We start from the raw sequence: 21583 nt of genomic DNA, 5'->3' as shown, positions 1-21583 counted from the left end.
ACCGCTCCGTCTTGCGCCCCGGAACAGTTTAGAGCCCTCTAGGCCCCGAACCGCAACCCGCCGGAGCCTTCATGCCGCCCATTTCCGACCGAACCCGGCTGATCGCCGGCGCCACCCGGCGCGGCCAGGGCCGTCGCCCGGTCAATCCTCCTGTGGAGCGCGCCTCCACCATGCTCAGCGACGATCCGGCCCGGATGCAGGATGCGTCGGACGGCCCCGTCTATGGCCTCGACGGCACGAGCGCGGCGCGCGAGCTGCGCGCCCTGCTGGCCCAGATGGAGGGCGGGACCGACGCCTTCCTGGTCCCCTCGGGCCTGGCGGCCGTGACCGTGCCCCTGACCGCCCTGCTGCGCCCCGGCGACGAGGTGCTGACCACCGACGCCGTCTATGGACCCACGCGCCGCTTCCTGACCCGCCACCTCGCCGCGCGCGGGATCACCGCCCGCTTCCACCCCGCCGACGCCTCGACCGAGGCCGTTCTGACCGCCATCACCCCGCGCACCCGACTTCTGCTGATCGAAGCGCCCGCCTCTCTGACCTTCGAGATCGCAGACGCCCCCGCCCTGGCCGCCGCCTGTCGCGAACGCGGCGTTCTGACGGTCATGGACAACACCTGGGCGGCGGGGCTGGCCTTCCGTCCCCTGGCGCATGGCGTCGACGTCAGCGTTCAGGCCCTGACCAAATACGTCGGCGGCCATTCCGATCTGCTGATGGGCGGGATCGCCGCCGGCGCGCCGTCCGTCCTACGCGCCATCGCAAACACCATCGAGGACATGGGTTGGCACGTCTCGCCCGACGACGCCTGGCTGGCGCTGCGCGGCGTCCGCACACTGCCCCTGCGCTACGAGGCCCAGGCCCGCTCGGCCCTGACGGTGGCGCAGTGGCTGAAAGCCCAGCCGGAGGTCGCCGACGTCCTCTATCCGCCCCTGCCCGGTTCGGTCGGACACGACCTGTGGCGGCGCGACTTCGACGGCGCGGCCTCCCTGATGGGCGTGGTCATGAAGGGCGGCGACACAGCGGCGGCCCACGCCTTCATGCGCGCGCTCAGCCTGTTCGGCATGGGGTATTCCTGGGGCGGCTTCGAGAGCCTGACCACCCACGAAACGCCGCAACTGGCCCATCGGCAACATGCGCCCGACCTGTCCGGTCAGTTGCTGCGTCTGCATGTCGGGCTGGAAGACCCCGCCGACCTGATCGGCGATCTTGAGAAGGGATTGAAGGCATGGCGCGCCCTGCAGGACTCGAACCTGCAACCGTCCGCTTAGAAGGCGGGTGCTCTATCCGGTTGAGCTAAGGGCGCGGAAGGCCGCAGTTCGGACTTAGTGCGTCCAGGACTGCTTGCGGTTGGTGGCGAAGTTGTCGGCGTAGGCCTTGATGATGACCGGCGCCTCGTTCGGCTCGTGCAGGCGGAAGGCGATGCCGTGGCGTTCAGCGTATTCGACCGCCTCTTCCTTGGTGTCGAAGGAGAGGCGGACCTGGCCGTTCATGTCGGTCGAGCTGGTCCAGCCCATCAGAGGATCGATGGTGCGGGCCGAGGCCGGCTCGAACTCCAGACGCCAGTCGCGCGTCTTGGCCTTGCCGGACTGCATCGCGGTCTTGGCCGGGCGATAGATGCGAGCGAGCATGGACGGAATCCTTCGGACGGGGAACTCGCGGGGTGCATACCCCGCCGCCGCCGCCCGGTCCAGACGCCGCAAGACTTCATCAGACCGCCTGGATCAGGCGGCGAGCGTAGAAGAACCGGCGTCAATCCAGCGGCGTGCGGCGCGCTGGGCCTCTGCGATCTCGTCGTGCTCCATCTCCTGGCTGATGTCGCGTCGGTATTCCCGCGCCTCGATCGAGCCCTTCATGGAGGCCAGGTTGAAGATCATATGAGCCGACACCCGGTCGATCGGGCATCCGTCCAGTCCCGCCGAATAGGCCAGGCCCAGACGGAACAAGGCGTCGCCGTCCATGTCGGGCGTGGGCAAGGGCAAGGTGTCGCGCGCCTGGGGCGCTTGATCGTCATGCAGCGGATTCATCAGCAATCCTCCCCCGCGGCGTCGTTCTGACCCCGCTATCGGACAGGCATTCAAGTATCGTTGGTTTGAAATTAGCGTTAACGCGCTCAAGCCCCACGCAGCGCGGCCCTTGTCCGCATGCGGACGCAAGCTGACAGGCCGGTTCAGCGACGGTTCATTCGACCAGCGTGAAAGTCGACGCCAGACAGGGATTTCGCTTCTTGAATGGAGTTGCCAAATGAACCGCCTGACCAAGGCCGCCGTCGTCGCGCTCGCTCTGGCGACCACAGCCGCCCCCATGATGGCCCAGGCGCAGGATCATCGCGGGGACCGCCGCGAGTGGAGCCATGATCGCCGAGACGACCACCGTGAGCGGCGTCAGGATCGACGCGACGACCGTCGTGAATGGCGCCAGGACCGACGCGAGGACCGCCGTGAGTGGCGTCAGGACCGTCGTGAGTGGCGTCAAGACCGTCGCGACGATCGTCGAGAATGGCGTCAGGACCAGCGCCGATACGACCGCTGGAGCCGTGACAACCACAATTGGTGGCGCGGGCGGCCCGAGTTCCGCGATTATCGCGGCGCACGCAACGGCTACTGGTATGCGCCGGGACACGGCTATTATCGGGTCGAGCCTCGCTACTACGGCTATCGCTGGCGCACGGGCGCCTACCTGCCGCCCGCCTATCGCTCCTACTACGTCAACGACCCCTATTTCTATAATCTGAGACCCGCTCCGCGCGGCTATCGCTACGTCCATGCCGGCAACGACATCCTGCTGATCGCCGTCGCCACAGGCCTGATCGCCAGCGTGTTGAGCGACGTCTATTAAGACACGCTGGATCAAGGCATCGCTTCGCCCCGCAAGGCTCTGTCTTGCGGGGCTTTTTTCATGACGCAGCTCTGCGATCGACGTTCAGCAGCAGTTCATGGCCCCGGGCCCATTCTGCCCCCAAGCCGTCCAGTTCGGACGTGCGAGGACTTCGACCATGAAACGCTCGCTTCTCATGTTCGCGGCGGCCGCCAGCTTCCTCGTGCCCGCCGCAGCCCCCATGGCTGTTCTGGCCCAGGATCGGCCGCAGGCGCGCGAGGACGGTCCGCGTCGTCCTGATCGCGGCCAACCTCAGCGCCAGCACCGCGACGCCGACCGCCCGCGTCAGGAAGGCCCGCGCCCTCAACGGCCGGAGCGCAGACCAGAACAGCGGCCGGAACAAAGGCCGGAACAGCGACCAGACTGGAACCGCCCCGATCGCCCCGATCGCCCTAGCCGACCGGACCGGCCACAACGCCCGGATCAGCCGGACCGTCCCCAGAGGCCCGATCAACCGCGGCCTGACAGACCCAATCGTCCGGACCGCCCCGATTGGAATCGACCGGACCGTCCCCAGCGCCCAGATCGACCGGATTCCCATCGCCCAGACCGTCCCGAACGTCCGGATTGGAACCGCCCTGGCCGCCCGGACGCCCAGCGTCCGAACAGGCCGGATCGTCCCAGCCAATGGAACCGTGACCGCGACTATCGTGAATTCCACAACCGCTGGAATCGCGACCAGTGGCGCCGCGACTGGGACCGTCGTCACCGTAGCGACTGGTGGCGCCATGACCAACGCTTCCGCAGCTGGAACGGCGTGCGCATCGGCTTCTATTTCGCGCCCGGCTACGGCTACTACAGCGTGCCGCGCACCTATTGGAACCGGCAGTACTATGTCGGCCAGTATCTGCCGGACATCTTCTGGCGCTATCAGGTGAACGACTGGCGCACCTACGGCCTGGGCTATCCGCCTCCAGGCACGCGATGGGTCTATGTCGACAATGCGATCTATCTGATCGACGACTACGACGGCTACATCATCGAAGTCGTCCGCGACGCCTGGCGCTGGTAGCACTGCAACAGAAAGGCCCCGGAGAGAGCTCTCCGGGGCCTTTTTGTGGTCTGCAAGAAGGCTCTAGCCTAACCCTTAACGCGCCCTGTCGCTCAAGCAGCGAGCGACCGCGTCGCGAGCGTTAGCGACCAGCTGGGGGGTTTGGGGGCCGCAGCCCCCAAGCATCAAAGCCCTAGCTTGGCCTTCAGGATGTCGTTCACGGCGGCCGGATTGGCCTTGCCGCCGGTGGCCTTCATGACCTGGCCGACGAACCAGCCGATGGCCTGGGGCTTTTCAGCGACGGCGGCGGCCTTGTCGGGGTTGGCGGCGATGATCTCGTCCACCGCCTTCTCGATGGCGCCGGTGTCGGTGACCTGCTTCAGGCCGTGCTTCTCGACCACCTCGGCGGGCGAGCCTTCGCCGTTCCACACGTAGTCGAAGACTTCCTTGGCGATCTTGGACGAGATGACGTTGGTCTCGATCAGCTCGACCAGCTGGGCCACATGGGCGGCGGGCAGCGGGTTGTCGCTGAAGTCCTTGCCGTCCGCCGCCAAGCGGGCCGAGACCTCGTTCGTCACCCAGTTGGACACCAGCTTGGCGTCGCGGCCTTTCGCGGCGGCCTCGAAATACAGGGCCTTGGCCTGCTCCGAGATCAGCACGCCCGCGTCATATTGCGACAGACCGTATTCGCTCATGAAGCGGCGTCGCTTGTCGTCCGGCAGTTCCGGCAAGTCGGCCTTGATGGCGTCGATCCACGCCTGCTCCAGCACCAGCGGCAGCAGGTCGGGATCGGGGAAGTAGCGATAGTCCTGCGCCTCTTCCTTGGAGCGCATGGAGCGCGTCTCGCCCGCCGTCGGGTCGTACAGGCGGGTTTCCTGGGTGATCGAACCGCCGTCTTCGAGGATCTCGATCTGGCGGCGCGCCTCATACTGGATCGCCTGAGAAATGAAGCGGAAGCTGTTGACGTTCTTGATCTCGCAGCGCGTCCCCAGGAAGCTGAAGTCGCCCGTTTCCTTGAACTTGTCGTAGTTCCCGGCGCGGCAGACCGATACGTTCACGTCGGCGCGCAGGTTGCCCTTCTCCATGTCGCCGTCGCAGGTGCCGAGGTAGATCAGGATGGTGCGGATCTTCTTGACGTAGGCGACCGCCTCTTCCGGCGTGCGGATGTCGGGGCGCGAGACGATCTCCATCAGCGCCGTGCCCGCACGGTTCAGGTCGACGTAGGATTCGGTCGGCGACAGGTCGTGGATCAGCTTGCCCGCGTCCTGTTCCAGGTGCAGGCGTTCGATGCCGACGTTGAAGAAGCTGCCGTCCTCGGCCTCCACCTCGACCACGCCCTCGCCCACGATGGGGTGATACAGCTGGCTGATCTGATAGCCGGTCGGCAGGTCGGGATAGAAGTAGTTCTTGCGGTCGAACTGGCTCTTCAGATTGATCTGGGCGCGCAGGCCCAGGCCCGACTTTACCGCCTGCTCGACGCAGTATTTGTTCAGGGTCGGCAGCATGCCGGGGAAGCCCGCGTCGACCAGCGACACCTGCTCGTTCGGCCCGGCGCCGAAGCCGACCGCCGCGCCCGAGAACAGCTTGGCGTTCGAGGCGACCTGGGCGTGGATCTCCAGACCCATGACGATTTCCCAAGCGCCCGTGCGGCCTTGGATCAGTTTGGAGTTCTCAGTCATGCTCACCACCAACGGTCCGGCTTGGCGACGAAGCCCGCCGCGTCTTCGAGGGCGCCCGCGACCTGGAAGACGGTCGCTTCATCCAGGGCCTTGCCGATGACCTGCAGGCCCAGCGGCAGGCCGTCGGCGCTGAGGCCGGCGGGGACCGAGATGCCCGGCAGACCGGCCAGGTTGGTCGTCACCGTGAAGACGTCGTTCAGATACATGGTCAGGGGGTCGATCTGCTTGTCGCCGATGGCGAAGGCGGCCGACGGCGTGGACGGCGTCAGGATGGCGTCCACCTGGCCCCAGACATTGTCGAAGTCCTGGGCGATGCGGCGACGCACCTTCAGCGCCTTGACGTAATAGGCGTCGTAGAAGCCCGCCGACAGCACATAGGCGCCGATGGTCAGGCGGCGCTGGACTTCCTTGCCGAAGCCCTCGGCGCGCGAGGTCGCATAGAGGTCGTCCAGAGAGGTGAACTCTTCGGCGCGGTGGCCGAAGCGCATGCCGTCATAGCGCGCCAGGTTCGACGACGCCTCGGCCGGGGCCACGATGTAATAGGTCGGCAGGGCGTATTTGGTGTGCGGCAGGCTGATCTCGACGATCTCGCAACCGGCGGCCTTCAGCCACGCGACGCCCTGCTCCCACAGCTTCTGGATCTCAGCGGGCATGCCGTCGAGGACATATTCCTTGGGCACGCCGATGCGCAGGCCCTTGACCGACTGGCCGACCGACTGGGTCCAGTCGGGGGTCGGGATGTCGAGGCTGGTCGAATCCTTGGCGTCGAACGAGCACATGGAATTCAGCAGCAGGGCCGAATCCTTGACCGTCTTGGCGATCGGCCCGGCCTGGTCCAGCGAGCTGGCGAAGGCGACCATGCCGTAGCGGCTGGCGCGGCCGTAGGTCGGCTTGATGCCCACGGTGCCGGTGAAGGCGGCGGGCTGGCGGATCGAACCGCCAGTGTCCGACGCCGTCGCGGCCAGGCACAGGTCCGCCGCCACGGCCGAGGCCGAACCGCCGGACGAGCCGCCAGGCGTCAGGTCGGCGTTCGAGCCCTTGGACTTCCACGGGTTCTTCACCGGACCGAAGGCCGAGGTCTCGTTGGACGAGCCCATGGCGAATTCGTCCATGTTCAGCTTGCCCAGCATGACCGCCCCGTCGCGCCACAGATTGGCGGTGACGGTCGATTCATACGGTGGCACGAAGCCGCGCAGCATGTTGGAGCCGGCGGTCGTCTGCACGCCCTGCGTGCAGAACAGATCCTTGATGCCCAGCGGCGCGCCTTCCAGCGCCCCGCCCTCGCCCTTGGCCAGACGGGCGTCGGACGCGCGCGCCTGTTCCAGCGCCTTGTCCGCCGTCACCTCGACATAGGCGTTCAGCGTCGGGTTCGAGGCCTCGATGTTGGTCAGGAAGGCGCGGGTCAGCTCTTCGGACGAGAAGGTCTTGGCCTTCAGGCCATCGACGGCGTCGGCCAGCGTCAGCTTGGTCAGATCGGTCATGACTTACTCCACGACCTTGGGCACGACGAAGAAGCCGTCGGCGGATTTGGGCGCGTTGGACAGGACGTCGGCGACCTTGTCGCCGTCCGTCACCACGTCGTCGCGCATGCGCAGCGGCTGGGACACGTTGGAGGTCATCGGTTCGACGCCCTGCACGTCCACCTCGTCCAGCTGTTCGATCCACTTCAGGATGCCGTTCAGCTCCTGGGCCAACGGCTCCAGGCGGTCCTCGGGGGTCTTGATGCGGGCGAGATGCGCAACCTTGCGCACCGTCGCGGCGTCGATGGCCATGCGGCCCTCCAAAGCATGAGAGTCTAAGGGGTCGGGATTAGCGTTTCGCCGCCGTTTCGACAAGGATTTGGGTGCAGGCGCGAAATGAGCTTGGCCGTTGCGGCCAAACGCCCCCTATCGAAGGCCGTGGCGGCGCCTAAGTATGGAGCGCAGATCACAGGAGACGCGACCATGAAGATCACCGGCCCCCAAGTCCGCGCCGCGCGCGCCCTGGTGCAATGGCCGCGCGACCATGTGGCCCGCCTGTCCGGCCTGACGGTGGACGCTCTGGCCGACTTCGAGCGCGAAAACGTCGATCCCGGCGACGAGGCCCGCAGCCGCCTTCAGGCCGCGCTGGAGGAAGGCGGCGCCGTCTTCCTGCACGAAGAAGACGGCGGCCTGGGCGTGCGGCTGAAGTTCACCCGCAAGGAAGTGCGCTCGATCCGTAGCCTGGAGAACGAAGGCGGGCCCGTCGGGGACGACGACGTGTGAGTCCGCCTCCAACTCCGCTCATCCCGGCGGAGGGAAAGGGGCCCACGCTTTGACACGCGCCCCGTCTGGGCCTAACGCGCCCTCGTGCCTGTCCTTGATCTCTCCGAACTGCCCGCCGCCTGCCCGCCCAACACCCCGTGGCTGGGCCTGGACCTGGGCGAGAACACCATCGGCGTCAGCGTGTCCGACACCGGCCGCATCATCGCCAGTCCGCTGGAGCTGATCCGCAAGACCAAGTTCAGCCAGGACGCCGAACAGCTGTTCAGGATCATGGACGGCCGCAAGGTCTCGGCCCTGGTCATCGGCCTGCCGCTGAACATGGACGGCACCGAAGGCCCCCGCGCCCAGTCGTGCCGCGCCTTCGCCCGCAATCTGGAGCGGTTTCGTCCGGTCAACGTCGCCTTTCAGGACGAGCGACTGTCGACCACGGCGGTCGAGCGGTTCCTGATCGACGAACTGGACCTGACCCGCAAGCGCCGCGCCGATGTGGTGGACCGCACTGCCGCCGCCTGGATCCTGCAAGGCGCGCTGGACCGGCTGCGCGGCTGAGATGGCGGCCATCCTCGCGGGCGTCCTGCCGGTCTTCCTGCTGCTGGCGCTCGGCTATGGCCTGAAGAAGTCGGACTACCTGCCCGACGCCGCCTGGCGGCCGATCGAGAAGCTGGCCATCAATGTCCTCTATCCCGGCTTCCTGATCCCGGCGATCTGGAACGCGGACCTGTCGGGCTCGGCCGCAGGCGCGGCGGGCGCCGCCGCAGTGACCGTGTCCATCATCATTTCGACCCTGACCCTGCTGTCCAAGCCCCTGCTGCCCCTCAGCGGCCCGGCCTACACCAGCGTCTTTCAGGGCATGATCCGCTGGAACAGCTTCGTCTTCCTGCCGGTCGTGCAGGCGACCTTCGGACCGGCGGGCGTCGGTCTGGCCGCCGTGGTCATCGCCGCCATGATCCCGGTCAGCAACATCCTGAGCGTCGTCGTCCTGGCCAAATGGGGCGCGGGCCAGCACGGCGCCTCGCCCAAGGCCCTGTTCCGGGCGATGATGTCCAACCCCATCCTGCTGGCCTGCCTGCTGGGGCTGGCGCTGAACTTTTCGGGCGCGCCGCAGCCGCCCGGCGTGGCCGAGACGCTGCAACTGCTGGGATCGGCCGCCCTGCCGCTGGGCCTGATCGTGGCGGGCGCAGGGCTCAGCTTCCGCGAACTGGCGCGCACCCGCGTCACGGTCGGCGCCGTGGTCGTGGTCAAGATGATCGTGACGCCGCTGGCCATGTGGCAACTGGCGCGCCTCTATGGCGGCGATGAGCTGGCGCAGGGAATCGCCCTGCTGTGCGGCGCGGCGCCCGGCGCCGCCTCCGCCTATGTGCTGGCGCGACAGATGGGCGGAGACGCGCCGCTGATGGCCGGGATCATCGCGGCGACGACGGTATTCTCCGTGATCGGCATTCCAATGGCGCTGCTGCTATTCCATCTGACCTGAGTCCCGCCTATAGCGGCGTCTCGATGACCCAAGCCGCTCCCGTCACCGAACTCATTCAGGAACGGCTGACCCCGTTCCCCCGCGATCACTTCCTGGCCGCAGGCGATCTGAACCCGCCCGCCGCCCTGGCTTTGCTGGACCTGGCTGACGCCTTCGTCGACTTCAACCGGCAATCCGCCAAGGGTGTGGACCTGCTGCGCGGTCAGACGGTCGTGAACCTGTTCTTCGAGAACTCGACGCGGACCAGCTCTTCCTTCGAGATCGCGGCCAAGCGTCTGGGCGCCGACGTCGTGACCATGCCTGTCGCCTCTTCCTCGGTGAAGAAGGGCGAGACGCTGATCGACACCGCCGTGACGCTGAACGCCATGAAGCCGGAGATTCTGGTGGTGCGCCATGCCTCTTCCGGCGCGGTGGACCTGCTGTCGCAGAAGGTCGGCTGCGCGGTCGTCAACGCGGGCGATGGGCGCCACGAGCACCCGACGCAGGCCCTGCTGGACCTGCTGTCCATGCGGCGCGCCTTCGGCGACGTAGGCGGGCTGAGCGTCGCCATCTGCGGCGACATCGCCCACAGCCGCGTGGCGCGCTCGAACGTCGCCCTGCTGCAGATGATGGGCGCGCGGGTGCGGCTGATCGGACCGCCGACGCTGGTGCCCGGCGACGCGGATCGCTGGGGCTGCGAGGTCTTCCACGACATGAAGGACGGCCTGAAGGGCGTCGACGTGGTGATGATGCTGCGCCTTCAGCTCGAGCGGATGGCGGGCGCCCTGATCCCCTCGACGCGCGAGTATTTCCGCTTCTGGGGTCTGGACCGCGAAAAGCTGGCCTGGGCCGCCCCCAACGCCAAGGTCATGCACCCCGGCCCGATGAACCGGGGCGTGGAGATCGATTCCGACGTGGCCGACGACCTGAGCGTCTCCCTGATCCAGGATCAGGTCGAGATGGGCGTCGCCGCCCGCATGGCCGTCCTGGCCGCCCTCGCCCACCGCCGCGCGGGAGGCGCCGCATGATCGCCGCTCACCCCATAGCCATCATCAACGCCCGCCTGCTGGACCCGGCCAGCGACTATGACGGCCCCGGCGCGGTCCTGATCGAGAACGGCCGCATCGTCGAGGTCATCCACGGACAGGCGACCCAACGCCCCGAGGGCGTGCAGATCATCGACGCCGAAGGCCGCTGTCTGGCGCCCGGCCTGATCGACATCCGGGTCAAGACCGGCGAGCCGGGCAACGAACCCAAGGAGACGCTGAAGTCGGCCAGCCTGTCGGCGGCGGCGGGGGGCGTCACCACCATCGTCGTCCAGCCCGACACCGACCCCGCCATCGACGACCCGGCCCTGATCGACCACATCCAGCGGCGCGGCGCGGCGCTCGATCTGGTGCACGTCCGCGCAGCGGGGGCGGCGACGCAAGCGCGCGACGGCGAGCGCATGGCCGAGATCGGCCTGATGCATGAGGCCGGCGCTCTTTATTTCACCGACGGCGACCGGGTGATCCGCAACACCCGCACCCTGCAACGGGTCATGAGCTACGCCGCCTCCTTCAACGCCCTGATCGCCTGCCGCCCGACCGAGCCGTGGCTGTCGGAGGGCGCGGTCGCGACCTCGGGCGAGCTGGCGACGCGGCTGGGCCTGTCGGGCGCGCCCGCCATCGCCGAGCGCATCCAGCTGGAGCGCGATCTGGCCCTGGTCGAGCAGACCGGCGCGCGCTTCCTGATCGACCAGATCTCGACCGAGGGCGCTCTTGAAACGCTGGCCCGCGCCCGTGCGCGAGGGCTGGAGGTCGCGGCCTCGGCCTCGATCAACCACCTGTGCTTCAACGAGATCGACATCGGCGACTACCGCACCTTCTACCGGCTGGACCCGCCCTTGCGCGCCGAGAGCGACCGGCAGGCCCTGGTCGAGGCGGTGCGCGACGGCCTGATCGACGTCATCACCTCGGCCCACTGTCCCGAACCGGCCGAGAACAAGCGCCGCCCCTTCGCCGAGGCCGAGCCGGGCGCCGTGGGTCTGGAGACCCTGCTGCCCGCCGCCCTGACGCTGCACCACGAGTACGGCGTCGACCTGCTGGACGTGCTGCGGCCGCTGACGCAGGGCCCGGCCGCCCTGCTGGGTCTGGAGGCCGGAGAGCTGTCGCAAGGCGCGCCCGCCGATCTGGTGCTGTTCGACGCCGGGGCGCCGGTGGTGATCGACGCCGCGACCCTGCGCTCCAAGTCGAAGAATTCGCCCTTTGACGGGCGGCGACTGCAAGGGAAGGTCTTGCTCACCGTCGTTTCGGGCCGCATCGTCCACGACGCACGTTAAGGGGAGCGAATCACTTGCAGGATCTGGCGGGGCCGGCGCTCCTTACGCTCGGGCTTGTGGCTATTGGCGGATACCTGCTGGGCTCCATCCCGTTCGGCGTGGTCCTGACCCGCGCGGCGGGGGCGGGCGACGTGCGCAACATCGGCTCGGGTAATATCGGCGCGACCAACGTCCTGCGCACCGGGCGCAAGGATCTGGCCATCGCCACCCTGATCCTGGACGCGGGCAAGGGCGCGGTCGCCCTGCTGATCGCGCGACATCTTCTAGGGACCGACGTCGCGGGCGCCATCGCCGGGGGCGCGGCCTTCCTGGGCCACCTGTTCCCCATCTGGCTGGGGTTCAAGGGCGGCAAGGGGGTGGCGACCTTTTTCGGCCTGATCCTGGCCGCGTGCTGGCCGCTGGGCCTGCTGGCGGCGGCGACCTGGCTGATCATGGCCTTCGCTCTGCGCTATTCCTCGCTGTCGGCTCTGGTGGCGGCCGCGCTGACGCCGCTTTACGCCCTGCTGCCCCTGCCCGCGCTGGGCCTGCCGGCGCCGCAGCCTATCTTCATCATGGCGGTCTTCACCGCCGTCCTGATCTTCATCCGCCACCATGAGAACATCGGCCGCCTGCTGAAAGGCGCCGAGCCCAAGATCGGGGCGAAGAAGGCGTGACGCTCCTGTCGGAGGCCGAGCGCTTCGCCCGCCTCCGGCTCGCCCGGACCGACCGCGTCGGCCCCGTGGCCTTTTCCCAGCTGTTGCAGCGGTTCGGTTCGGCCGAGCGCGCGCTGGACGCCCTGCCCGACCTGATCCGCAGTCGCGGACGCAACGGCTATTCCGTTCCTGCGCCCAAGGCCGTCGAGGCCGAACTGGAGGCCGGAGCCCGCATCGGCGCACGACTGATCCTGTGGGGCGAGACCGCCTATTCCGAGGCCCTGGCCGCCCTCGATCCGCCGCCGCCTCTATTGTGGACGCTGGGCGATCCGGCCCTGATGCAGCGGCCGTGCATGGCCATCGTCGGGGCGCGCATCGCCTCGGCGGGCGGCCAGCGCATCGCGCGCGGCCTGGCCCAGCAGTTAGGCGAAGGCGGCCAGGTCGTCGTCTCGGGTCTGGCGCGCGGCGTGGATGCGGCGGCGCATCTGGGCGCGCTGGAGACCGGTACGGTCGCCGTGCTGGGCGGCGGGGTGGACGACGTCTATCCGTCCGACAACGCCGACCTGTATCGCCAGATCGCCGAGCGCGGCTGCATCGTATCAGAAAGCCCCGTCGGCGCGCGGGCGCAGGCGCGCGACTTCCCGCGTCGCAACCGCATAATCTCGGGCCTGTCGCGCGGCGTGGTGGTGGTCGAGGCGGAAATCCGCTCAGGCTCCCTGATCACCGCGCGGCTGGCGGGCGAACAGGGCCGCGACGTCTTCGCCGTACCGGGCTCGCCGCTGGACCCGCGCTCCAAAGGGCCGAACGAACTGCTGCGTCAGGGCGCCATCCTGTGCGAAGGGATCGAGGACATAGAGCGGGCCTACGCCGCTCTGCGGACGCTGCGCGAACCGCCCGCTGATTCGCCGTTCGCCGCCGGTTCGCCGGATCAGATCGACGATGCGGTGCTGGATCGTATCGAAGCCCTGCTGTCGCCGACGCCCATCGGTCGCGACGAACTGGCGCGCGCAGCCAGATTGTCAATTGCGGAAACGGCCGCCGCCCTGCTGGAGCTTCACCTCGCAGGGCGGGCGACCTTGCTGCCCGGCGGACTGGCCTCGACCTAGGCGGGCGCGGTGCGGCGGGCCATATCCGCCGCGCTTTCCAGAAGTCCGGCCAACCGCTCGTCCCCGTCCCAGCGGGCCATTCCGGCCAGTTCCGTGGCCATGGCGGCCACATATTCACGGACCGGATAGTCCGTCAGGTCAGGGCCTGTCGCCTTGCGACGTCGTTGCACTGGCTTGTTCATCGTCAACCCTCCCGAGAACGCCTGAGAGGAACACAACTCAAGGAGGTTTGTAAACTCACGTTACCCGGAAAGGTTGCTCATATAAAACGGGCCGATTGACTTCCGCGTCCGCCGCAACCACGTTCGCGCCCCGTTTTCCCCGATAGAGCGCCATGAATCTCGTTATCGTCGAGAGCCCCGCCAAGGCCAAGACCATCAATAAATACCTGGGCTCGGACTATAAGGTTCTGGCTTCCTACGGCCACGTCCGCGACCTGCCGTCGAAGGACGGCTCGGTGCTGCCTGACGATGACTTCGCCATGCACTGGGAGGTCGACGCCAAGGCGTCCAAGCGCCTGTCCGAGATCGCCGAGGCCGCCAAGGCCGCCGACCGCGTCATCCTGGCGACCGACCCCGACCGCGAGGGGGAGGCGATCAGCTGGCACGTTCTGGAGATCCTGAACAAGAAGAAGGCGCTGAAGGACACGGACGTCCAGCGCGTCACCTTCAACGCCATCACCAAGTCCGCCGTGTTGGAGGCCATGGCCAACCCGCGCCAGCTGGATATGGAGCTGGTGGACGCCTATCTGGCGCGCCGGGCGCTGGACTATCTGGTGGGCTTCAACCTGTCGCCGGTGCTGTGGCGCAAGCTGCCGGGCGCCCGTTCGGCCGGTCGCGTTCAGTCGGTCGCCCTGCGCATTGTCGTCGATCGCGAGATGGAGATCGAGAAGTTCAAGGCGCAGGAATACTGGTCGGTCGAGGCTGACCTGATCGCCGACAGCCCGCCCTTCACCGCCCGTCTGGTCAAGCATGACGGCAAGCGCGTCCAGCGCCTGGACATCGTGTCCGAGGCCATGGCCATGGCGGCGCGCGAGGCCGTTCACAGCGGCGACTTCACCATCAAGTCGGTCGAGAAGAAGCCGGCCAAGCGGTCCCCCGCCCCGCCCTTCACCACCTCGACCCTGCAACAGGAAGCCGCGCGCAAGCTGGGCTTCACCGCCCAGCGCACCATGCAGGCGGCGCAGAAGCTGTATGAGGGCGTCGACGACACCGGCGGCCTGATCACCTACATGCGTACCGACGGCGTCTATGTGACGCCCGAGGGAATCGCCCAGGCGCGCGAGGCCATCGGCCAGCGTTTCGGCCCCGCCTATGTCCCGGCCGAGCCGCGCTACTACAAGACCAAGGCCAAGAACGCCCAGGAAGCGCACGAAGCCATTCGTCCGACCAACATCCTGCGCAGCCCCGACACCCTGCGGCTCGAGAACGACCTGCAGCGCCTGTATGAGCTGATCTGGAAGCGAATGATCGCCTCGCAGATGGAGTCGGCGCGCCTGGACCGCACCACGGTCGAGATCGAGACGCCCGACGGCCAGACGGGCCTTCGCGCCACCGGCCAGGTCGTGGTCTTCGACGGTTTCATCGCCGCCTATGAAGAAGGCCGCGACGACAGGCAGAAAGGCGCTGAGGACGAGGACGACGAAGGCGGCCGCCTGCCTGCGCTGAAGGAAGGCGCCAAGGCCAAGGTCGAGGCGATCCGCACCGACCAGCACTTCACCGAGCCGCCGCCGCGCTTCTCGGAAGCCACCCTGGTCAAGAAGCTGGAAGAACTGGGCATCGGCCGCCCGTCGACCTACGCCTCCATCCTGACGACCCTGCGCGACCGCGAATACGTCCGCATGGACAAGAACCGCTTCTTCCCTGAGGACAAGGGACGGCTGGTCACGGCCTTCCTCGAGCAGTTCTTCGCCAAATGGGTCGAGTACGACTTCACCGCCGCGCTGGAGACCCAGCTGGACGAGGTGTCGGCGGGCGATCTGGACTGGAAGACCCTGCTGCGCCGCTTCTGGCAGGACTTCCACGCCGCGACCCAGGCCGCAGGCGAACTGCGCACCACGGCCATCCTGGATCACCTGAACGAGGCGCTGGGCCCGCACATCTTCCCGGACAAGGGCGACGGATCCAATCCCCGCGAATGCCCGGTCTGCCATGAAGGCCAGCTGAGCCTGAAGACCAGCCGTTTCGGCGCCTTCATCGGCTGCTCGCGCTATCCAGAGTGCAAATACACCCGCCCGGTGGCCTCTCCCGACGCGGCCGACGGCGGCGCCGAGAGCGGCGATCGCGAACTGGGCGTCGATCCGGCGACCGGCCAGCCGGTGCATCTGAAGATCGGCCGCTTCGGCCCCTATGTCGAAACCACGCCCCCGGATGCGGACAAGCCCAAGCGCTCGTCCCTGCCCAAGGGCTGGTCCCCGGCATCGATCGATCTGGAGAAGGCGCTGCGCCTGCTCAGCCTGCCGCGCGACGTGGGTCCGCACCCCGAAGACGGCAAGATGATCACCGCCAGCCTGGGCCGCTACGGTCCGTTCGTGGCGCACGCGGGCACCTACGCCAACGTGGCGGACATCGAGGAAGTGTTCGACGTCGGCCTAAATCGCGCCGTGGCCCTGCTGGCTGAGAAGCGCGCGGGTCGTGCGGGCCGCACCTCGGCCGCCGCGCCGTTGAAGGAGCTGGGCGCCCACCCGGAAACGGGCGAGGCCGTGCAGGTCATGGCCGGCCGCTACGGCCCCTACGTCAAGTCGGGCAAGATCAACGCCACCCTGCCCAAGGGCACGGCGCCTGAGGACATGACGATGGAGGCCGCCCTGCCCCTACTGGCCGCCAAAGCCGGCGCCGCGCCCAAGAAGAAGGCGCCCGCCAAGAAGGCGGCTGCGAAAAAGCCTGCGGCGAAGAAGGAGCCTGCCGCCAAGAAACCGGCCGCGAAGAAGGCCCCCGCCAAGAAGGCGGCCAAGGCTGCGGAAGCCGAATAAGACGAAGCGCCCTCGTTCTCACGAACGGGGGCGTTTTTCTTACCGCCCCGCGACCAACTCATTGCGGACGCGACGGCCCAGGGGATCTCGGCCTGGCCAGCTCTCCCCAACGGACGCCTCGACATAGGGCGTGCAGAAGCGCGAGATGATCATGCGCGGGCGGATTTCGTTCAGACAGACGCGATCCCCCTCACGCGCCCAGCGCGCGGTCAGGCGCCGTCCATCCGAGAACAGGGCGCGGTAACGGCCGTCACGGTCGAACCAGTGCTTGACCCAATCGCCGTCCGGATAATGGGAAACGACCGTATTGCCGAAAGCCGCCTGCATGGCGTCGACGTTTCCGCCGCTGCCTGAGGCTGACGCGCTCGCAGGCGCGGCCAACATCAGCGTGATCAGCACGGCTGCGCGCATCCGGTCCCTCTCCCAATCGTCTTTGCAGTCCCCAGGCGGACCATACAGGCCGAAACGCCGTTGCCAAGCGGCCCGTTCCGAACGGAAATACTTGACTGAGGCGTAGGGCTTTCTCTATACGGCCGCAGGCTCGGAACAGGACTGGCGATGCGCGCCGCCCGCTCGCCCAAGAGGGGCGGTTCCGTCAGCTGAAGGCGTTTGCGAACGCTATCCTCCGTCCCTTCAGGACTGCATGACTGAGTTTTCCAAGCTGGGCCTTTCGCCCACGACCCTGCAAGCGGTCGCCGATACCGGCTATACGACCGCCACCCCCATTCAGGAACAGGCCATCCCGGTGGCCCTCGCCGGGCGCGACGTCCTCGGCATCGCCCAGACCGGCACAGGCAAGACGGCCGCCTTCACCCTGCCCATGGTCGACCGCCTGGCCTCGGGCCGCGCCCGCGCCCGGATGCCGCGCGCCGTGGTGCTGGCCCCCACCCGCGAACTGGCCGATCAGGTCGCCGAAAGCTTCGCCAAATACGCCAAGGGCACACGCCTGAACTGGGTGCTGCTGATCGGCGGCGTCTCCATGGGCGACCAGGTCGCCGCCCTGAACAAGGGCGTAGACGTGCTGATCGCCACGCCGGGCCGCCTGCTGGACCTGTTCGATCGCGGCAAGATGCTGCTGACCGGCGTCGAGCTGATGGTGGTCGACGAGGCCGACCGGATGCTGGACATGGGCTTCATCCCGGACATCGAGCGCATCTTCAAACTGACGCCGCCGCGTCGCCAGACCCTGTTCTTCTCGGCCACCATGCCGCCGGAGATCACGCGCCTGACGCAGCAGTTCCTCAAGGATCCGACCCGGATCGAGGTGGCGCGCCCAGCCACGACCGCCGACACCATCACCCAGCACATCACCCGCCTGCCGACCTCGGACCCCAAGGCCAAGCGCACCGCCCTGCGCGCCCTGGTCGAGCGCGGCGAGGTTCAGAACGGCATCGTCTTCTGCAACCGCAAGTCGGAAGTCGACATCGTCGCCAAGTCGCTTCAGGTCCACGGCTTCAACGCCGCGCCGATCCACGGCGATCTGGACCAGTCCCTGCGGATGAAGACGCTGTCCGACTTCCGCAGCGGCGAACTGAAGCTACTGGTCGCATCGGACGTCGCCGCGCGCGGTCTGGACATCCCGGCGGTCAGCCACGTCTTCAACTATGACGTTCCGCACCACGCCGACGACTACGTCCACCGCATCGGCCGCACCGGCCGCGCCGGGCGTCTGGGCGAGGCCTTCATGATCGTGACGCCCGCCGACGACAAGTCGTTGGACAAGGTGCTGAAGCTGATCAAGAAGGAGCCGGTCGAACTGCCGCTGGACGACATCGACTTCGCCTCGATCAAGGATCGCCCGCGCGACGACAGCCGCTCTTCGCGCGGCCGTGGACGCGGCGAGCGCAGCGAACGCAGCCGTTCACGCAAGACGGTTGAAGCCGCCCCGGTCGACATCGAGTCCGACGCGCCCGTCGCCGCTGAAGTCGTCGCGCCCCACAAGGCTGATGAAGCGCCGCGTCGTTCGCGCAGCCGCAAGAAGTCCGAGGATCGCGCCTCGACTGCGGCTCCCGCCGCCGCTCCTGCCGTCGCCAAATCGTCCGGAGATATCCGGGGCAGCGCTTTCGGTGATGATGTGCCGGCTTTCCTGCGTCGCCCGGTTATTTTTGCTGATTGACGTCGCGATTCTTGATTTAACCCTGCGTTACGGAAGGCCGGGCTAACCTCCTGGCCTGAACTTTCCAGGGGCGCTTCAAGGCATGACCACTCAGGTCGAAACCACGGTTCGTAGTCCGGAAGCCTATGCCTTGGCGCACCGCGCAGTTGATGCGATGCAAGAGGCGAGCGTCTGGCCGACTCCGCTGAACTTCGAGCTCTGGCTGCACTATCTCAGTGCGCCGGACAGCCCGTTGAGCCAGGAGATGGCGCGGCTGCTGGCCAGCGGCGCGCCCTTCACTGACACCACAGCCGAGATGCTGGCCGCCGAATTCCTGCCCCGCAGCCGCCTGTCGGAAGAGATTCGCGACGCGGGCGCCGTGCTGAACCGCGAACTGGCCGCCGTCGCCGCCGCCATCGACAAGGCGCGCGAAAGCCAGGCCGACTACGGCGACACCCTGTCACAGGCGGTCGACCGCATGGCCTCAGCGCCCGACACCGACAGCCTGGGCGTCATCGTTTCCTCCCTCAGCGACGCCACGCGACGGATCCGACGCCACACCTCGGCGCTGGAGCGTCGTCTGGAATCCTCCAACCGCGAAGTCGTCAAGCTGCGCGACCACCTGGAGCAGGTCCGTCGCGACGCCATGACCGACGCCCTGACCAATCTGGCCAACCGCAAGGCGTTCGACGAACAACTGCAGCGCATGTGCGACGAAGCCGAGAGCGACGGCACCCCCATCGGACTGGCGCTGATCGATATCGACCACTTCAAGCGCTTCAACGACACCTGGGGCCATCAGACGGGCGACCAGGTGCTGCGCTATGTCGCCAGCGTCCTGGCCCGCATCGCGCGCACGCCGCGTGTCGCCGCCCGTTATGGCGGTGAAGAGTTCGCCGTCATCTTCCCGCGTGAGACGGCGGGCGCCGTCGAGGCCGCCCTGAACGCGGCCCGCGAAGAGATCGCCTCGCGCAGCCTGCGTCGTCGTTCGACCAATGACGACCTAGGCGCCGTGACCATTTCCGTCGGCTTCGCCCTGCGCCACTCCGGCGAAGCCGCGTCCCATTTCCTGGGGCGCGCCGACGAGGCGCTCTACGCCTCCAAGCGCACGGGCCGGAACCGCGTCACCAACGCCGAATTGGCGGCCTCCGCCGCCGCCTGAGGTTCGCCTCAGTAGGACAGGCGCAGACCCAGCGACAGGGTGCGCGGCGGAGCGTAGCCGGCAACGCCGCCCGCCGTTTCCGAGACCTCGACTTCGGCGTCGAACAGGTTGTCCGCCGCCAGCCACAGCAGGGTTCGCGGTCCGGCGCGCCATTCCGCGCGAGCGTCGACGGTGACGGCGGCCTCCAGAACGCGGCTGTTGAGATCATCCTCAAACCGCTTGCTTTCATAGCGGGCCTGTATCGACAGGCCGAGCCGGTCAGACGCCTGCCAGTCCAGCCCGCCCGTCGCGCTCCAGATCGGCGCCTGCGCGGGACGCAGCCCGGTCAGCTGAGGCGCGGCTGATCCGCCGTCCATCCGCGCGTCGGTGATCGACAGGGCGCCGTTCAGGGTCAACCCGCCTCGCAGCGCCTGACGCGCCGTCAGCTCCACGCCCTTGGCCTCGATGGTCCCGGCGTTCTGACGCTGGCGCAGAACGCCGCCCGCCGGAACGAAACCCGCCCGCGGAAACGTTCCCGGCCCCTCGGCGATGGTGACGTTGACGATGGCGTCCTCGATCCGGTTCCAGAATAGACTGACGCCGAAGGCTGAAATCGGCCCCTCGAACGCCAGCCCAGCCTCGATCCCTTGCAACGTCTCGGGAACCAGGCCCGCATTGGCCTCGGTCAGGTCGTTGCCGACGCGAAATGGACGGTGCAGCTCATTCAGACTCGCCGGGCGGAAGCCGGAATAGGCCGCCGCCCGCGCCGCCCAACCGCCGCCGATGAAACGGCGCGCCGCCAGGCGGGCGCTGACCACCTCGCTCGAACGATCCGGATCGCTCTCGTCCAAGGTCGGCGAGCCCGTGGCGCGATCCCACTCTCGCCGCCGGCCGTTTTCGTTACGCCAGCCGTCCAGCCGCAGGCCGCCCGCCACCAGCCACAGGTCGTCGCTCCACGACCCTTCGCCATAGACGCCCGCCACCGAGGTCTCGCCGCCCGCCACGCGGTCGCGGGTGAAGGCCCCCTGCATGAAGCGGAAACGCTCGCGCGTTTCGCCCTCGTTGAAGCGGGCGTCGGCGCCCAGCTCCCATTCCAGCCGCCCTCCGGCGACGTCGCGCGTCGCGCGACGCAAGGCGGCGTTGACGCCCCAGCCGGTCGCAGGGGTCTCATATTGGTCGTTGGCGGGCGTGGTCGCGTTGCGATCCGCCGCCACGGCGACGGAGGTGTTGGCGAAGTCGCTTTCGCGCCGCCACGCCTGCAAGCGCCAGCCGTAGCGGCCCTCGTCCGGTCGGCGTGCCGCCGTGGCGGACAGCAGACGCCCGCTGGCGCTGGATCGCGCCCCTGCGAGGCCTGAACCGCGCTCTTCGTCATAGGCCGAAGCCCGCAGCGACACGCTGGCCTCGCCCAGCGGCGCGTCCAGCCGCAGGGCCGCCGCGCGCGCCTCCAGATTCAACGGCGTGTCCGCCGCCCCGGCCGCCGCGCCGCGCACAGGCGTATAACCGTCGCTGGTCTCATACAGGGTGGACGCCGTCAGCCGCGCCGGCCCGAGATCGAATCCGCCGGTCCCGGCCAGCCGCGCCCCTCCCCGTTCAGCGACCGAGGCGGACAGCAGGCCGCCGCGCTCCCGCTCGCGCAGTTGGATCACGCCCGTCAGAGCGCCTGCGCCATAGGGGCCAGCCCCGGCTCCCCGCACGACGTCGAGGCTCTCCAGGCTCTCCGTCGGCGTCTGCGACCAGATCACCCAGCCGCCGAAGGGATCGTTCATGGGCACGCCGTCCAGCGTCACCAGGGTCCGCCCTGCGCCTGACGGCGCGATGGCGCGCAAGGAAATGCCCTGTGTCGTGGGGTTGGCCGCCAGGCTGGAGGTGCGCCGGAACAGGGACACGGCCGGAACAGCGCTCAGGGCCTCGTCCAGCCGATCCGCGCGCGCCAGCGCCGCTTCGTCCAGCCGAATGACTGAAAAGGCCGCCTCGCCCGCAGCAGGCGGCAACCGCGCCGCCGTCACCACGACCTCGTCAACGACCTGCGCCTGAAACTCGATCAACACTGAACTCCCTGCCAATCCCTCGGCGATCAGGTC

21 protein-coding genes and 1 tRNA gene are annotated in these 21583 nt (G+C 68.1%); 13 read left to right on the top strand and 9 right to left on the bottom strand.

Annotated features, from left to right (window positions below; genetic code table 11):
* Window positions 1–71 precede the first annotated feature (71 nt).
* Window positions 72–1265, top strand: coding sequence for a cystathionine beta-lyase (metC, locus tag ACU5AP_RS07430; RefSeq protein ID WP_128720734.1), 1194 nt, complete (start codon window positions 72–74; stop codon window positions 1263–1265).
* Here the strand turns inward: metC and ACU5AP_RS07425 are convergent.
* The 3 genes from ACU5AP_RS07425 to ACU5AP_RS07415 form a co-directional block, all read right to left on the bottom strand.
* Window positions 1224–1300, bottom strand: a tRNA-Arg gene (locus ACU5AP_RS07425). The genes metC and ACU5AP_RS07425 overlap by 42 nt on opposite strands.
* 19 nt (window positions 1301–1319) lie before the next feature.
* Window positions 1320–1625 carry an ETC complex I subunit gene (locus ACU5AP_RS07420; protein ID WP_003164660.1) on the bottom strand — a complete coding sequence of 102 codons (306 nt, stop codon included), beginning with the start codon at window positions 1623–1625 and terminating at the stop codon, window positions 1320–1322.
* Window positions 1626–1718: 93 nt separating this feature from the next.
* Window positions 1719–2021 (bottom strand): hypothetical protein, encoded by a 303-nt coding sequence (locus tag ACU5AP_RS07415; protein ID WP_003164659.1) that lies wholly within the window; start codon window positions 2019–2021, stop codon window positions 1719–1721.
* Window positions 2022–2238: 217 nt separating this feature from the next.
* Here ACU5AP_RS07415 and ACU5AP_RS07410 point away from each other — a divergent pair, with 217 nt between their 5' ends.
* Together ACU5AP_RS07410 and ACU5AP_RS07405 are read left to right on the top strand one after the other, a co-directional pair.
* On the top strand, window positions 2239–2832 hold the full coding sequence (locus tag ACU5AP_RS07410; RefSeq protein WP_003164658.1) for an RcnB family protein: 594 nt from the start codon (window positions 2239–2241) through the stop codon (window positions 2830–2832).
* 157 nt (window positions 2833–2989) lie between these two features.
* Window positions 2990–3883 (top strand): RcnB family protein, encoded by an 894-nt coding sequence (locus ACU5AP_RS07405; protein ID WP_223850709.1) that lies wholly within the window; start codon window positions 2990–2992, stop codon window positions 3881–3883.
* A gap of 164 nt (window positions 3884–4047) precedes the next feature.
* Here the strand turns inward: ACU5AP_RS07405 and gatB are convergent, their stop codons facing one another.
* The 3 genes from gatB to gatC are packed head-to-tail and all read right to left on the bottom strand — an operon-like array spanning window position 4048 to window position 7313.
* Window positions 4048–5541, bottom strand: a complete 1494-nt coding sequence (gene gatB / locus ACU5AP_RS07400) for an Asp-tRNA(Asn)/Glu-tRNA(Gln) amidotransferase subunit GatB (RefSeq protein WP_088411567.1) — start codon at window positions 5539–5541, stop codon at window positions 4048–4050.
* Window positions 5542–5543: 2 nt separating this feature from the next.
* Window positions 5544–7022 (bottom strand): Asp-tRNA(Asn)/Glu-tRNA(Gln) amidotransferase subunit GatA, encoded by a 1479-nt coding sequence (gene gatA, locus ACU5AP_RS07395; protein WP_128719940.1) that lies wholly within the window; start codon window positions 7020–7022, stop codon window positions 5544–5546.
* Between the two features lie 3 nt (window positions 7023–7025).
* A complete protein-coding gene (gene gatC, locus ACU5AP_RS07390) occupies window positions 7026–7313 on the bottom strand; it encodes an Asp-tRNA(Asn)/Glu-tRNA(Gln) amidotransferase subunit GatC (RefSeq protein ID WP_076223212.1) in 288 nt (95 codons plus the stop codon).
* A gap of 171 nt (window positions 7314–7484) precedes the next feature.
* On the opposite strand from gatC, the gene ACU5AP_RS07385 reads away from it, so the two are divergent.
* From ACU5AP_RS07385 to dprA, 7 genes are all read left to right on the top strand, one after another.
* Window positions 7485–7784, top strand: a complete 300-nt coding sequence (locus ACU5AP_RS07385) for a hypothetical protein (RefSeq protein WP_003164651.1) — start codon at window positions 7485–7487, stop codon at window positions 7782–7784.
* An 84-nt stretch (window positions 7785–7868) separates the two neighbouring features.
* Window positions 7869–8333 (top strand): Holliday junction resolvase RuvX, encoded by a 465-nt coding sequence (gene ruvX, locus ACU5AP_RS07380; protein WP_003164650.1) that lies wholly within the window; start codon window positions 7869–7871, stop codon window positions 8331–8333.
* 1 nt (window position 8334) lies between these two features.
* Window positions 8335–9258 carry an AEC family transporter gene (locus ACU5AP_RS07375; RefSeq protein WP_128719939.1) on the top strand — a complete coding sequence of 308 codons (924 nt, stop codon included), beginning with the start codon at window positions 8335–8337 and terminating at the stop codon, window positions 9256–9258.
* Window positions 9259–9281: 23 nt separating this feature from the next.
* A complete protein-coding gene (locus ACU5AP_RS07370; RefSeq protein ID WP_003164646.1) occupies window positions 9282–10265 on the top strand; it encodes an aspartate carbamoyltransferase catalytic subunit in 984 nt (327 codons plus the stop codon).
* The gene (gene pyrC / locus ACU5AP_RS07365; protein ID WP_128719938.1) at window positions 10262–11557 is read left to right on the top strand and encodes a dihydroorotase; all 1296 of its coding nucleotides are present in this window, start codon (window positions 10262–10264) and stop codon (window positions 11555–11557) included. The genes ACU5AP_RS07370 and pyrC overlap by 4 nt, the downstream gene beginning before the upstream one ends.
* Before the next feature lie 14 nt (window positions 11558–11571).
* Window positions 11572–12210, top strand: coding sequence for a glycerol-3-phosphate 1-O-acyltransferase PlsY (gene plsY / locus ACU5AP_RS07360; protein WP_128719937.1), 639 nt, complete (start codon window positions 11572–11574; stop codon window positions 12208–12210).
* Window positions 12207–13295, top strand: coding sequence for a DNA-processing protein DprA (dprA, locus tag ACU5AP_RS07355; protein ID WP_128719936.1), 1089 nt, complete (start codon window positions 12207–12209; stop codon window positions 13293–13295). Before plsY ends, dprA begins: the two co-directional genes overlap by 4 nt.
* On the opposite strand, the gene ACU5AP_RS07350 is transcribed toward dprA, so the two are convergent.
* On the bottom strand, window positions 13292–13477 hold the full coding sequence (locus ACU5AP_RS07350) for a hypothetical protein (RefSeq protein ID WP_040345201.1): 186 nt from the start codon (window positions 13475–13477) through the stop codon (window positions 13292–13294). The two genes, dprA and ACU5AP_RS07350, sit on opposite strands and share 4 nt — an antisense overlap.
* A gap of 152 nt (window positions 13478–13629) precedes the next feature.
* Here ACU5AP_RS07350 and topA point away from each other — a divergent pair, with 152 nt between their 5' ends.
* Complete coding sequence (gene topA / locus ACU5AP_RS07345) at window positions 13630–16266, top strand: type I DNA topoisomerase (protein WP_128719935.1); 2637 nt, start codon at window positions 13630–13632, stop codon at window positions 16264–16266.
* Between the two features lie 39 nt (window positions 16267–16305).
* Here topA and ACU5AP_RS07340 read toward each other — a convergent pair whose 3' ends face one another.
* Window positions 16306–16677 (bottom strand): hypothetical protein, encoded by a 372-nt coding sequence (locus ACU5AP_RS07340; RefSeq protein ID WP_003164640.1) that lies wholly within the window; start codon window positions 16675–16677, stop codon window positions 16306–16308.
* Window positions 16678–16909: 232 nt separating this feature from the next.
* Between ACU5AP_RS07340 and ACU5AP_RS07335 the strand changes: the two genes are divergently transcribed.
* On the top strand, window positions 16910–18382 hold the full coding sequence (locus ACU5AP_RS07335; RefSeq protein WP_128719934.1) for a DEAD/DEAH box helicase: 1473 nt from the start codon (window positions 16910–16912) through the stop codon (window positions 18380–18382).
* Between the two features lie 82 nt (window positions 18383–18464).
* Window positions 18465–19523: a GGDEF domain-containing protein gene (locus ACU5AP_RS07330; RefSeq protein WP_003164638.1), complete on the top strand. Its 1059-nt coding sequence runs from the start codon at window positions 18465–18467 to the stop codon at window positions 19521–19523.
* An 8-nt stretch (window positions 19524–19531) separates the two neighbouring features.
* Here ACU5AP_RS07330 and ACU5AP_RS07325 read toward each other — a convergent pair whose 3' ends face one another.
* On the bottom strand, window positions 19532–21547 hold the full coding sequence (locus ACU5AP_RS07325; protein WP_446681006.1) for a TonB-dependent receptor: 2016 nt from the start codon (window positions 21545–21547) through the stop codon (window positions 19532–19534).
* Window positions 21548–21583 lie beyond the last annotated feature (36 nt).

The sequence above is a fragment of the Brevundimonas sp. RM1 genome (genome assembly GCF_052907225.1).
This window is presented reverse-complemented; position numbering and strand designations above follow the sequence as displayed.

Excerpts from the sequence above, each read along its gene's own strand:
- topA (WP_128719935.1), top strand. The coding sequence starts at position 13,630 with ATGAATCTCGTTATCGTCGAGAGCCCCGCCAAGGCCAAGACCATCAAT.
- gatA (WP_128719940.1), bottom strand. The coding sequence starts at position 7,022 with ATGACCGATCTGACCAAGCTGACGCTGGCCGACGCCGTCGATGGCCTG.
- ACU5AP_RS07340 (WP_003164640.1), bottom strand. The coding sequence starts at position 16,677 with ATGCGCGCAGCCGTGCTGATCACGCTGATGTTGGCCGCGCCTGCGAGC.
- ACU5AP_RS07385 (WP_003164651.1), top strand. The coding sequence starts at position 7,485 with ATGAAGATCACCGGCCCCCAAGTCCGCGCCGCGCGCGCCCTGGTGCAA.
- ACU5AP_RS07375 (WP_128719939.1), top strand. The coding sequence starts at position 8,335 with ATGGCGGCCATCCTCGCGGGCGTCCTGCCGGTCTTCCTGCTGCTGGCG.
- ACU5AP_RS07420 (WP_003164660.1), bottom strand. The coding sequence starts at position 1,625 with ATGCTCGCTCGCATCTATCGCCCGGCCAAGACCGCGATGCAGTCCGGC.
- gatB (WP_088411567.1), bottom strand. The coding sequence starts at position 5,541 with ATGACTGAGAACTCCAAACTGATCCAAGGCCGCACGGGCGCTTGGGAA.
- ACU5AP_RS07370 (WP_003164646.1), top strand. The coding sequence starts at position 9,282 with ATGACCCAAGCCGCTCCCGTCACCGAACTCATTCAGGAACGGCTGACC.
- ACU5AP_RS07415 (WP_003164659.1), bottom strand. The coding sequence starts at position 2,021 with ATGAATCCGCTGCATGACGATCAAGCGCCCCAGGCGCGCGACACCTTG.
- ACU5AP_RS07410 (WP_003164658.1), top strand. The coding sequence starts at position 2,239 with ATGAACCGCCTGACCAAGGCCGCCGTCGTCGCGCTCGCTCTGGCGACC.
- pyrC (WP_128719938.1), top strand. The coding sequence starts at position 10,262 with ATGATCGCCGCTCACCCCATAGCCATCATCAACGCCCGCCTGCTGGAC.
- ACU5AP_RS07350 (WP_040345201.1), bottom strand. The coding sequence starts at position 13,477 with ATGAACAAGCCAGTGCAACGACGTCGCAAGGCGACAGGCCCTGACCTG.
- ACU5AP_RS07405 (WP_223850709.1), top strand. The coding sequence starts at position 2,990 with ATGAAACGCTCGCTTCTCATGTTCGCGGCGGCCGCCAGCTTCCTCGTG.
- gatC (WP_076223212.1), bottom strand. The coding sequence starts at position 7,313 with ATGGCCATCGACGCCGCGACGGTGCGCAAGGTTGCGCATCTCGCCCGC.
- ACU5AP_RS07330 (WP_003164638.1), top strand. The coding sequence starts at position 18,465 with ATGACCACTCAGGTCGAAACCACGGTTCGTAGTCCGGAAGCCTATGCC.
- metC (WP_128720734.1), top strand. The coding sequence starts at position 72 with ATGCCGCCCATTTCCGACCGAACCCGGCTGATCGCCGGCGCCACCCGG.
- ACU5AP_RS07335 (WP_128719934.1), top strand. The coding sequence starts at position 16,910 with ATGACTGAGTTTTCCAAGCTGGGCCTTTCGCCCACGACCCTGCAAGCG.